Source organism: Syntrophobotulus glycolicus DSM 8271 (assembly GCF_000190635.1).
GTDB lineage: Bacteria > Bacillota > Desulfitobacteriia > Desulfitobacteriales > Syntrophobotulaceae > Syntrophobotulus > Syntrophobotulus glycolicus.
This window is the reverse complement of the sequence record NC_015172.1, coordinates 2,556,015-2,568,207: the sequence shown is the minus strand read 5'-3', so window position 1 is coordinate 2,568,207 and position 12,193 is coordinate 2,556,015. Positions and strand designations below refer to the sequence as shown.

Sequence of the window (12,193 nt, the reverse complement as noted above, 5' to 3'; positions counted from 1 at the left end):
ATGAAACAAACTCTGCCGAGAAGTGAATGGTGATCAACCGTCATGGATAGAGAAGGAGTGAGTACCGTGAGCCTTATTGATCTGGCCCATTATCAGTATGATCATCAGCGCGAATGCCGGGGCTGTTCCGGCAGAGACGAGCTGGAACTTTCCCGTTACATTCTTGCTTTTCAAGTAGCGGAGGAGCTATTGGCACGTTTCGGCGGCCAATGGCAAATCGAGGGCAATAAAATTGTACTCGCAATTCAGGATTGCGGTATGGAAATCGGGATCGGATGTTATACGGGTCTGCTTGCTTCGGGCCCTGTGCAAATGAGTTTGCTTGAAAGCTATGATTCTTTCACGGGTATTAAAGGGTTGACCGACCGCATATGCACAATGACGAATATTCAAACTGAAAACCCGGCAAAAGACGGCAGCTATCTTTTTGTTCTTATGGCCAAGCTGGTTCAGATTTTTCATGCCCGCTGCAATCTGCGTATTCTGCCGGTCGATTTTGTCAGAACAAAGGAATGGGAGATCAGTATCGGTGATGACCAGGCCAAGGGCTGGCTCAATGAAAAAGGTATTGCCCGCAACCGTTTCGGTCAGGCTGCGGATACTAAGGATTGGCAAGGGCTGAGACCGGAAAAGGCTGCCACTTACTTATTCGGATTTTATTCATTTTGCCAAAATTATCGGAATCCTTTAAGATAACCACTGATGAAAACTAAAAATAAGCAAAGGGTGAAAAATAGTCTTGTTTTTCAGCTTTTTTCTTTAAAATAGCGGAATATTACGCAAAATAACAACTGGCAGGACTGGAATTTTGCCGTTAAATAAAGTAATATTTTAAAGTATGGACTTACATATTTATGTATTGAGCTTTTATAAACATTTTATGTTCCAGGAGGATTAAAAAAATGTCTCAAAAAGAAAAACAGCTGGAAGAAGCGAAGCGGGCTGCGACAAATATGCGGCGCAATATCTTGCTCATGACGCACAGGGCGAAAGGAGGCCATCCCGGTGGTTGTCTGTCGGCAACAGATTTATTGGCTGTTCTTTACAAGTGTTTTATGAGAATTGATCCGGCCTATCCTAAATCACCCGATCGCGACTATTTTTTATTGTCCAAGGGACATGCAGTGCCGGCTTTATACGCGGTGCTGATTGAAAAGGGTTTTTTGTCCCAGGAAGAAATCAATGATTTCCGGGAGCTGGAAGGCAGATTGCCGGCATACCCAAGCTGTGAATTGACACCGGGTGTTGATATGGCTTCGGGTTCGCTTGGCCAAGGACTTTCGATTGCCAATGGCATTGCTTTGTCCTGCAGGCTTAAAGGTTCTGATCAGAGAGCATATTGCATGCTGGGCGACGGAGAACTGCATGAAGGGCAATGCTGGGAAGCAATGCTGACAGCGGCCCATTTCAAATTGAACAATGTCTGTGCTATTGTTGACTATAATAAGCTGCAGCTTGACGGTTCTCTGGATGAAGTGAAATCTTTAGGCGACTTAAGAGCGAAATGGGATGCCTTCGATTGGCATACCATTGAGATTGACGGTCATGATTTGAGCCAGATTTATGATGCTTTTGCAGAAGCGGAAAATTATAAAAAAGGCCCTTCCGTGATCATTGCCAATACAATTAAAGGCAAGGGCGTATCCTTTATGGAAGATGAAGTTGGCTGGCACGCTGCCGCGCCAAATGATGAACAGCTGCAAAAAGCCTTAAAGGAGTTGAGTTAAAATGATGATTGCACCACGTCAGGCTTATGGTGAGGCACTGGTTGAGCTGGGAAAAGAAAATAAGGACGTCATTGTTCTTGATGCGGATGTGGCCAAGGCTTCAATGACGATTTTATTCAAAGAGGTTTTTCCGGACAGGTTCTTTGACATAGGGATTTCTGAATCGGATATCGTGGGAACAGGAGCCGGTTTTGCGGTAGCGGGCAGAATACCTTTTGTCAATGCTTATGCAAATTTCCTGCTTGGTAATGGATGGGAACAGATCAGGCTTTCAGTTTGCTATGCCAATCAGAATGTAAAGATAATTGGCCATAATATCGGAGCTTCCTCCGGTAAAGACGGCCCGACACATTTGCCTTTTGAAGATATCACTCTGACCAGGGTGCTTCCGAACATGACCATCATTGAACCGGCCGATGGTATCGAAATGAAGAAGGCGGTTAAAGCGATAGCGGAGCATGTGGGACCATGTTATATGCGTGTAGGGAGGCTTCCCAATCCGGTTATCACAAAGGAAACGGACAGCTTTATCATCGGAAAGGCCAATGTGCTCAGAGAAGGCTGGGATGTGACGATTATCGCCTGTGGGGTGATGCTTTCCATGGCCCTGGCTGCGGCTCAGGAACTGGCTACGGAAGGCATCAGGGCAGAGGTAATCAATATGCATACCATCAAGCCTTTGGATAAAGAGACCATCCTGAACAGTGTGAATAAAACAGGGGCAGTGGTTACAGCCGAAGAACACAGTGTCATTGGCGGGCTGGGTTCAGCCGTTGCGGAATTTCTGGCGGCGACTAAACCGGTTCCTGTACAGTTTGTCGGAACAAAAGACAGATTTGGTGTTTGCGGGACATATGATGAAATTCATGAAGCGATGGGTTTAACCGCAGAGAAAATCGTTGAAGCCGTCAAAAATGTTTTAGTGCAAAAGAGAGGATAAATAAGGATATACAAGCATAACATGTCCTGAGGGTGAAAACTGCGAAAAATAAATTTTCAGAATACTTGCTAAATTATATGTATTTATTATAATTATAAATACATATACTATTACAGATACCAGGAATGGACAATGTGAACGTATTCTTTAATCGATCATTTTATAAGTGGAGATGAAACGGAGATGAAATCATGAAGCTGGGGTTTATCGGTTTGGGCAAGATGGGAAAGCCGATGGCAGTGAACCTGCTGAATTCCTCCCATGATTTGACGATTTGGAACCGAAGTCTTCCGGTAATGGATGAGTTGACGGCTTTAGGGGCTGTCCGGGCCGACTCCCCGGCAAGGGTCGGGGAATTGGCCGAAGTGATCTTTCTATGCCTGCCAACGGGGCAAGAGGTAGCCGAAGTTGTCTGTGGTAAAAACGGAATTTTGGATTCGGTTCAACCGGGAACGGTTATTGTCGATCACAGCACCATTAGTCCTGCGGAATCCAAGAGCATTTGCGGGGAATGCAGACTGAAAGGTGCGGAATATCTGGATGCTCCAGTCAGCGGCGGAGTAACAGGAGCCCAAAACGGAACCCTCAGCATTATGGTAGGTGGTGATGAATCCACTCTGAAGAGAGTGCGCGTATTGCTTGAAATTCTGGGGCAAAACATTTATTACATGGGTGAGTCCGGCAGTGGCAATGCCATGAAGCTGGTGAATAATCTTCTGGTCGGAGTGGCAAACGCGGCATTGGCTGAAGCCTTTGTTCTGGCTGTAAAATCCGGACTTGACCCTCATCAGGTTTTAGATGTTTTGTCGAACGCAACGGCGGACAGTATGATGTTGAGAAGGAACATTCCGAATTTCGTTTTCAAGCGGGATTTTAAACCGGCATTTACTTTGGATATGCTGAATAAGGATATGGCGTTAGCGGAAAATCTGGCACGGGATCAGGGTGTAAGGCTGCTTTTGGGAGCCTTGGCCCATCAGGTTGGACGGGAAGCGAGTATTTGCGGTTTTGGCGGTGAGGATATGTCCGCTGTCACGAAAGTGCTTGAAAACTTGACAAAAATTGAAATATTGTAAAAAAATTACAATGTAGCAAGACATTTTTTCAATTACCATATAATTATTTAGTTTCTTTTAAATAATTGTAAGAATAATTCAACAAATACTATGAAAGTTCGTAAAATAAAGATATAATAATCTTGGTAACAAACTAAGTTACAATATATTTTAAATATTTTGCTTAGACTTGAAGCAGTCTGGGCGAGAGGGGGGTATTATCGTGGGGGTTTTGGCAGAAGTTTATGAAAAGCTGAACACTTGCGGCAAATGTGGGTTCTGTCACGGAGCTTGTAAGACCTACAAGAATGACGGTGCCGAATTCTTGGTCGCAAGAGGGAGAGTGCAGCTCATCAAAGCTCTGGCAGACGGTAAAGTTGAAGCGGACGATGATTATGAAGATGCGGTCAACAGCTGTTTGCTTTGCGGTGAATGCGCAGTTGCCTGTCCCAGCGGTGTTAGGGGACATGAACTCGTATTGGCTGCCCGCCGTGATCTCAAGCTGAGGCATGGAGTGAAGCCGTTCCTGAAATCTGTTGCCTTAAAAAGTTTGGCAAAACCAGGTGTCTTAAAGTTTGGATTTGGTTTCCTTGCCGGTACCGGTAAGAGTGTCCTCAAAAAGGTTGACGCCTTGCAGTTTGTTCGCGGTATTGACATTTATACAATGCCTGCGGCAAAGGTTCCGTTTTCTAAACAGGTGCCGGAGATTATCACGGTCCCTAATCCTAAGAAAAAGGTCGCTTTCTTTGTCGGATGTTTTATGAACCATGCATTTGTGAGTTCCGCACATTCAATTGTTAAAGTTCTCACCAAGAACGATTGTGAAGTGATTGTGCCGAAAGATCAAGTCTGCTGCGGTCTTCCACAGTATGTTTATGGGGACTTCGAACAGGCAAAAGTACAGATGACAAAAATCATCAATACGTTCAGCAAATATGACTACGTGATTACCGGTTGTGCTTCTTGTGCATCTATGCTGAAAAAAGAAGTTATCGAGCTGTTCCATGGGGATGCTTCGATGCTGCCTAAGGCTGAAGCGTTTACTAAAAAATGTTACGAGTTCTCTGAATTCGTGGTTAATGAACTGGACATCGCAGATAAGCTTCAAAATGAAACTCCTGTCAGCGTGACCTTGCATGACCCATGTCATATGGTCCGTTACAACAGCCTTACGGCTGAACCTCGCAGCCTTCTGAAGAGTGTTCCGAGACTGAATTTTGTAGAAATGTTTGAAGCGAACAGGTGTTGTGGAGCCGCAGGTCTGGTTATGGCGTTCTATCATGAAATGTCGGAAAAGATTACTGCGCAAAAAGCTCAGAATATTATGAACACCGGGGCGGATATTGTTGCAACCAGCTGTCCGGCTTGTATGCTCAAAATCAACAGTGGTCTGAGACTCAAAGGTTCCAATGTTGAAGTAAAACATGTTGCGGATGTTCTGGCTGCTGCATTGAACTAAATGAAAAAAGTGGTTTTTTAATTGACTCACGGTCTGGCCATTCATCTGGTGAATTGGTCCGGCCAGTGAAGAACATTTTTAGGGAGGGCGGGTAGTAATGAGTGATATTGTTTCAAAACTTAAATCCATTGTGGGCGATCAGAATGTTGAAACATCTAACATTTCACAATATTTAAGAGGAAATGAGCAGCCGGCCGCTGTTGTGTTTCCAAGTTCAACCGAAGAAGTGTCTAAAATTGTTATCGCTGCGAATGAAGCTAACGTTAAAATCAATGTTGGCGGTAAGGTAGTCGAGACCAAAGGACTGAAGGGCGGAATCGCTGTCGTAATGTCCAAAATGTCGGCTATCGAAGAAATCGACCATGAAAACCTTACCTGCTGGGTTCAGGCAGGCATGAATCATCAAGAGCTTGTTGAAAAGCTTGCTTCTGAAAAGTTATATTTTGCTCCTGAACCGTATGCAGTATCCACAAGTTCCATAGCCGGATGTTTTGCAATCGGAGATACCGACTCCAAAGCCTTTAACTATTTGCCAACCAGAACTTATATTCTTGCTTATGAATCAGTGCTTCCCACAGGCGAAATCTATAAGGTCGGTACGAAATGCATTAAATGTGTATCCGGTTATGATATGATCCATTTTATTGTCGGTACCCGCGCAACCCTTGGCATCATTACTAAGGTTCTTGTGAAATTATTACCGGTGCCTAAGGTGACCAGGGCCGTGATTGCCGATATGCCTTCACTCAATGCCGCTGCGGTTGCGTTTAAATCCATTCAGAAACGCAGAATTTTACCGACCCGTATGAATGCGGTAAGTAAGGCTCTTGGCAATATCATGACGGAGACAAAAGGCGGTGCTTTGGTTTTTGTGGACATTGAAAGCTATCCTGTTTCTGCCGCGGACTATGCCAAGACAATTGAAGCTGAGCTGAGAATAGCCGGGGCAACCGCAACCAAGATCGTCGAGGACAAAGCGGAATATGATGAAGTTGTGGCCAAATGGCTGCTCATCCGCGAAAAGGTTAACTTGGAGCAAAATACCGTTAAATTTACCGTTGGCCCGGCTAAGGTGACCAATGCCCTGAGCGGCCTGACAGGTATCGTCGGAAACCTCGATGAGAATCCGGGCGTTCTGGTTGAAGGATTGAACGGTAAAATAGCTGTATTCACGAAGAAACCGGATGCCGATGCTGTGGCAATCAATAAGGTCGCGATGAGCTTTGGCGGCAATATCAGCGGTCTTTTGGGAAGCCAGCTGCGCTGCAAAGCGTATAACGATAATGAAATGCTCGGAGAAATCTCCCGTATTCTTAATTCCGTCCGCAGTGAGTTTGACCCTAAAGGGATCATGGCTCCGGGAATTAAATTATAAGAATAATTTAGAAAAGGAGGTTATAATATGTCAAGTCATGCAACACAGACAGTTGGTTCCCCTAAATTGAGTCAGGCTGCTGTTGACAAATTAAAGAGCATTTGCGGCGAAAAGAATGTCATCACCAGCAAGATCGGGATGTATGCTTATGGATATGACGGAACACTGTTGTTTGGGGTACCCAGTGCGATTGTTTTCCCTGAAACAACCCAGGAAGTCGTGGACATTGTCAATTTCGCCCGTGAGCAGGGCATATCTCTTGTTCCCCGTGGGGCAGGGACCAATGAAGCCGGAGGAACAATTCCGGTTAACGGCAGCATCACGATAGGCTTCAGCCGGATGAAAAAAGTCATTGAAGTAGACGTTGATAACTATGTAGCTCTTGTAGAACCCGGTGTTGTAAACTGGGATATTCAGGAGATCCTCGCTAAATACGGATACTATTATCCGCCCGACCCGGCTTCATGGAAATCTTCAACTTTAGGCGGAAACCTGGGTGAATGCTCCGGTGGACCGAAATGCTTTAAATATGGTGTTACCCGTGACTTTATCTATGGCTTGGAAGTTGTTCTTCCCACCGGGAAAGTCATCTGGGTAGGGGGCAATGATTTTTCCAGTGAACCGATGTATGATATGACGAGAATCATCATTGGTTCTGAAGGTACGCTCGGTTTTATTACCAAGATTGCCATTCGTATTCTGCCGATTCCTGCGGCCAAAAAGACGATGCTTGCCATTTACAACACTCCGGAAGACGGATCTCAGTCTGTTGCTGATATCGTTTCAGCGGGTATTATTCCGACGACACTGGAAATGATGGATAATCTGATTATCAATACCACTGAGGATTTTGTTCATGCGGGGAATCCCCGTGATGCCGGAGCTCTTCTCATCCTTGAAGTAGACGGACATCCGGGAGATCTGGATGAGCAGGTCAAGACAATTTCCGAAATTGTGAAGAAGGCCAATGCGAGAGAATTTAAGGTTGCGTCGTCAGCAGCGGAAGTGGATCAGATTTGGCTTGCGCGCCGCGTTGCTTTCGGATCTGTTGCCCGTGTCAGACCAAACTATGGTGTAAATGACATTACGGTTCCGAGAAGTCAATTCCCGGCGGTGATTGCCGGAATTGAAAAGGTTAAAAAGGACTTTGGTGTAACAATCGGAGTTGTTGCCCATGCCGGTGACGGAAATCTTCATCCGCTTATCTTATTTGATCAAAGGAATCAGGATGAAGTTGAAGTCGTTCATAAGGCTGAAAAAGAACTCTGTAAGCTGGCTCTTGGCCTCGAAGGTACAATCAGCGGTGAACACGGAATCGGCCTTGTGAAAAAGCCTCTCCTTTTCCAGGAATTCAGTGCTGTAACAATGGATGTATTCAAAAAGATCAAAAGAGCTTTTGACCCCAAAAATACCTTCAACCCGACCAAACTGATTGATCTATAAAAGTTTAATAATCAAGTTATTTGTAAAGCAGCTTTAGTTAGGCTAAGGCTGCTTTCTTTATGGAATTTTGGTTGACATCATCCCAAATATCGATTATAATTTCACTTGGTCGGTAACATATGAGTTTTAAGCACTGGGGTATCGCCAAGCGGTAAGGCATCGGACTCTGACTCCGACATCGGTGGTTCGAATCCATCTACCCCAGCCAGAAATCTAAATAAGCCCGGATAATGGAGCGTCATGAAGGAATGACGTTTTTTTTACAAGGAGGAAGACGAATGGGTTTGGGACGAAAGATCAGCAGATCACCAAGGGTATTGACCATCCTGCTTTTGTTTACAACGCTGGTGTTTGTGACGGGATTTACGGCTGTCAACGCCGCATTCCATAATGCGAAATATACTAAAAATCAAACCGCTGAAAACACAACCGCCGATCAGCCGATTACTTCGACCGACGTTTCGCAATATCAGCAAAAGGTACAGACTCCATCAGTTACTACAACAACAAATAAAACCGTGGATAAGTCCGTTACAATCGCTTCTCCGGCCAATAATGCCGTAGTGGAGAAAGGTACGGTGACGATTAAGCTTAACACCCCGGCCAGTGGAGCATTATCTGTTTACGATACAACAGATAGCGGGAAAACTTTAATTGCAAGCAACTCATTAAATAATGCACAAGTCTATTCTCTGAGCGGCAGTTTATTAACGGAAGCGCACGAGTATAAGATTGAATTCACCAAAAAAGACGGCACTGCTTCCCAAACTGTTCAGTCGGCTTTTACAGTGAACAGTTTAAAGGCTGTTCCATTAACAATCACCTCTCCCGCCAATTCCGCGGTAATATCCATGGCTGCAATCAATAATCAGAACGCGGCAATAAAGGTAACAGGGCCTCAGGCCGAAGTCAGGCTGGAGTGTGTTTTAAGCAATGAAAGCGGTACGGTTATCGGCAGATATGTAACATATGACCGTACAATCTTGTTAAAGAATTTTTCCGGAATAAAACCGGGGAAATATGTGGTCGCGATCACGGGGACAATCCAGCTCCAGGGGTCTGCTTATCCGGAAAGCGATAAGAAATATCTGAATCTGGTCATTACGGATGAGGAAAAAACAGATTCGGAAAAGACAGATCCAGAAAAAACAGACCAGAATGGAAAAGATAACACAAGTACAACAGAAAACACAACTAAATTATAATTGACGAAGAGAGAAAAACGGAAACACTTGCGATTGACGATGATTAAGGTCAAAGCGCAAGTGTTTTTTTATTGATCAGGACTAATGGTTTTTGTCCCGGCAGGAAGAATCTTTATCTCGTGCAAAGGTTCCTGTGCATTTCCGTTATGATCCACAAGTCCGTAAGATAACAGACAATAATCCAGCCCATTTGAGTTCACAGAGTAGGTGTAGGTTTTCCCAGCTTTCCAACTGCAGGTTAGGCTTTCTTCATCAAAAGCATGAAAGCTCATGCCGTCAGATCCATCCATGAAGATGCGTCCGCTGACATGGAGATAAAAACGGTAACCTTCTGGTATGGTTTCAGGGATTGTAAAGCTCAATAATTTTTTATCAGTATCATAACTTACCGATTGATAAAAGCTGTTTTCCCACAGTGGAGCCCTATCATCTGACCTCGTTCCCAGAGCGACAGTGGCGATAAGCACGATGCACAGAACGACAACACCTGCTTTCTTTTTCTTGGTATCGATGATGGAATCGAGGGGGAATTTCATATCTTTTTTCCTCCATAAAGGCCAGCGGGTAAAGCCTGTGTCAGCGATTGGATTGGCGACCGAGCGATGAGCTTATGTAAACATCAGTGCCGTTCCTGACAAGCATAACAGTATTGAAACACAAAGCTCAAATTTATTCTGAGAGATAAATTGATTGATTTTATTCCCTAAAAAACCTCCTGCAAACACTAAGATAATGGTCCACCAGATATTCAACCAAATTTGTACATCTAACAAGCCTAATGCCGTAAATGCGATGAACTTTATTCCATCCATGACACATAGAAAAATCATTAACGTCCCGATATACGTTCTTCTATCATACTGTAATCTTGATAAGTAAATGTTTAGTACAATGCCGCCCGCATTAGCCATTGCGCCAATAACACCTGCCGCACTGCCCCATAGAATAGTCTGAAAGCCCAAGACCTGACTTATGCCTCCATTATCTTTTTTTTGCCGGTAAAATTTACTTTTAGTATACAATATCCACAATCCGTATATCAAGGCGATCAATCCCATGACCTTTTTAAAATTATGAACCGGTAAATAAATGAGAAGAATGATACCAACAACCGTTCCGATTACGCCGGAAAATATCAATGATAATAAATTCTGTGATTCCCATTCCATCCAACAATTTTTCACACCAATGATATCGGTAATCAGCAAAATTACCGTCATGAAAGGAATTGTATAAGCAGGTTCAAAAAAAAGCGATAAAATGGGTGTAAGAAATGCACCGGCTCCGATCCCGAAGCCATTTTTGAGGAATCCGGCAAATAGAGCGGTCAATCCAAATAATAATGCCTGCATACATTGCCCCTCTTTTTGATTTGTTTGTGTAACTTTTCATATGCTGCTTTACACTATCTTGATTTGCACATCATTCTAACGATAATTGTTTTCATCGGCGTAATTGTGGTTTTGCTCGATATAGAATCGATAACGGTCGCCTCTGAACAGTGTTTTTACCCATTCAATGGGCTTATTATTTTGATCATCGTATACGATCCCTGTAGACAAGATAAGCGGACTGCCTATTTTAACCGAAAGCTTTTCCGCTTCCCAGCTTCTTGCCAGTACAGCCTGAAAGGTTTGGCAGACTTTTCCGATGATTATTCCACAATCATTTTTCAGTATTTCATACAAAGGCATTTGTTCAAGATTCTTTTCGAACAAAGACGGATGGATCTCTTTGGGGATAAAGGAAATTCGAATCACCAGGGGCTCATTATCTCCCAGCCTCAGTCTGATCATTTCATATACTTCACTGTACAGGGGAATATTGAGATCCCTGCTCAATTGTTCATTGGCTTTTATTACTCTTTTCTTAATCAATACGGCTTTATGATTTTTGCCCAGATCATCCATCTCCTCGGCGAAGGTACTGTATTTTATCATGTTTGTCAGAATGGCAGGCTCCGATACAAAAGTACCTTTTCCTCTTTTTCTGACCAGCCGTTTTTCTTGCACCAATTCCATAATAGCCTGTCTTATCGTTGTGCGGCTTACTTCAAAATCTCTCATCAACGTTTCTTCCGTCGGAATAGCTTCGCCTACCTCATAATCACCATTTTCTATTTTTTCTAGAATAAACTGCTTAATTTGATAATACAGTGGTAAAGGTCCCGATAATGTACTCATTCTCGTGTTCCCACTTTCATTTTATTAAAGGCTGTATCCCATTAACTTTTCTATATGCCTGAATACCGCATCAAACAAAAAACCAACCACACCGATAATGACCATTCCCATAATAACAATATCCGGTCGAAGAATTTCCATCCCGTCATTAATCATATAACCCAATCCTGACCTTGAAGCAACCATTTCAGCAGCGATAATCGCCATCCACGCACTTCCGAAAGAAATTCTTAATCCTGTTACAATGGTTGGCATCGCCGCAGGCAAGCAGATACGTGTTGTAATTCTCAATTGTGAAAATCCAAAGGACTGACCGGCCTTTAATAAAATGGGATTAACCCCCTTAATTCCCGAAATCGTATTCAATAAAATCGGAAATAAACTGGCAATCACGATCACAAAAACCTTGCCGCTCAGTCCGATACCAAACCACAAAACAGCTAACGGAATCCACGCCAGCGGTGAAATGGGCCTAATTAATTCAATAACAGGATGCAGCAATTTTTCTAACAGGGCTATCCGGCCCATAATAACCCCAATAGGAATCGCAATAAAAGCAGATAAGACCCATGCAAGAACAATTCTCAAAAGGCTCGCTACCGTATGCTCTATCGCTTCACCGGATACGATAAATTCAAGAAACGTTTTCATGACAACTGTAGGCCCGGGAAGCAATGTTGCATTATTCGATATCATCGCACCAATCTGCCAAACAATAAAAATGAATGCTATTGCAAGGATAAAAGGGATAATTTTTTGAATTGAACGAAAGGTTTTATTGACTAACGATAAATCTTTTTTCATTC

General features: G+C 43.6%; 12 protein-coding genes and 1 tRNA gene. 9 read left to right on the top strand and 4 right to left on the bottom strand.

Going from position 1 to position 12,193, the window contains the following annotated elements:
* Positions 1–66 precede the first annotated feature (66 nt).
* From SGLY_RS12680 to SGLY_RS12640, 9 genes are all read left to right on the top strand, one after another.
* On the top strand, positions 67–696 hold the full coding sequence (locus tag SGLY_RS12680; protein ID WP_013625672.1) for a hypothetical protein: 630 nt from the start codon (positions 67–69) through the stop codon (positions 694–696).
* Positions 697–902: 206 nt separating this feature from the next.
* Positions 903–1,727, top strand: a complete 825-nt coding sequence (locus tag SGLY_RS12675) for a transketolase (protein ID WP_013625671.1) — start codon at positions 903–905, stop codon at positions 1,725–1,727.
* 1 nt (position 1,728) lies between these two features.
* The gene (locus tag SGLY_RS12670) at positions 1,729–2,667 is read left to right on the top strand and encodes a transketolase family protein (RefSeq protein WP_013625670.1); all 939 of its coding nucleotides are present in this window, start codon (positions 1,729–1,731) and stop codon (positions 2,665–2,667) included.
* Between the two features lie 191 nt (positions 2,668–2,858).
* Positions 2,859–3,743 carry an NAD(P)-dependent oxidoreductase gene (locus tag SGLY_RS12665; RefSeq protein ID WP_013625669.1) on the top strand — a complete coding sequence of 295 codons (885 nt, stop codon included), beginning with the start codon at positions 2,859–2,861 and terminating at the stop codon, positions 3,741–3,743.
* A 202-nt stretch (positions 3,744–3,945) separates the two neighbouring features.
* Entirely contained in the window at positions 3,946–5,181 is a 1,236-nt protein-coding gene (locus tag SGLY_RS12660) for a (Fe-S)-binding protein (protein ID WP_013625668.1), read from the top strand.
* A 97-nt stretch (positions 5,182–5,278) separates the two neighbouring features.
* Positions 5,279–6,556, top strand: coding sequence for an FAD-binding oxidoreductase (locus SGLY_RS12655; protein WP_013625667.1), 1,278 nt, complete (start codon positions 5,279–5,281; stop codon positions 6,554–6,556).
* A 27-nt stretch (positions 6,557–6,583) separates the two neighbouring features.
* The gene (locus SGLY_RS12650; protein WP_013625666.1) at positions 6,584–7,999 is read left to right on the top strand and encodes an FAD-binding oxidoreductase; all 1,416 of its coding nucleotides are present in this window, start codon (positions 6,584–6,586) and stop codon (positions 7,997–7,999) included.
* Between the two features lie 134 nt (positions 8,000–8,133).
* A tRNA-Gln gene (locus tag SGLY_RS12645) sits at positions 8,134–8,207 on the top strand.
* Between the two features lie 70 nt (positions 8,208–8,277).
* Complete coding sequence (locus SGLY_RS12640) at positions 8,278–9,204, top strand: hypothetical protein (RefSeq protein WP_013625665.1); 927 nt, start codon at positions 8,278–8,280, stop codon at positions 9,202–9,204.
* A 68-nt stretch (positions 9,205–9,272) separates the two neighbouring features.
* Here SGLY_RS12640 and SGLY_RS12635 read toward each other — a convergent pair whose 3' ends face one another.
* The 4 genes from SGLY_RS12635 to SGLY_RS12620 all read right to left on the bottom strand — a co-directional run bounded on the left by SGLY_RS12635 (position 9,273) and on the right by SGLY_RS12620 (position 12,191).
* Positions 9,273–9,740, bottom strand: a complete 468-nt coding sequence (locus SGLY_RS12635) for a hypothetical protein (protein ID WP_013625664.1) — start codon at positions 9,738–9,740, stop codon at positions 9,273–9,275.
* Between the two features lie 72 nt (positions 9,741–9,812).
* Positions 9,813–10,556, bottom strand: coding sequence for a sulfite exporter TauE/SafE family protein (locus SGLY_RS12630; protein ID WP_013625663.1), 744 nt, complete (start codon positions 10,554–10,556; stop codon positions 9,813–9,815).
* A 75-nt stretch (positions 10,557–10,631) separates the two neighbouring features.
* Complete coding sequence (locus SGLY_RS12625; RefSeq protein ID WP_013625662.1) at positions 10,632–11,387, bottom strand: GntR family transcriptional regulator; 756 nt, start codon at positions 11,385–11,387, stop codon at positions 10,632–10,634.
* Positions 11,388–11,411: 24 nt separating this feature from the next.
* Positions 11,412–12,191 carry an ABC transporter permease gene (locus tag SGLY_RS12620; RefSeq protein ID WP_013625661.1) on the bottom strand — a complete coding sequence of 260 codons (780 nt, stop codon included), beginning with the start codon at positions 12,189–12,191 and terminating at the stop codon, positions 11,412–11,414.
* Positions 12,192–12,193 lie beyond the last annotated feature (2 nt).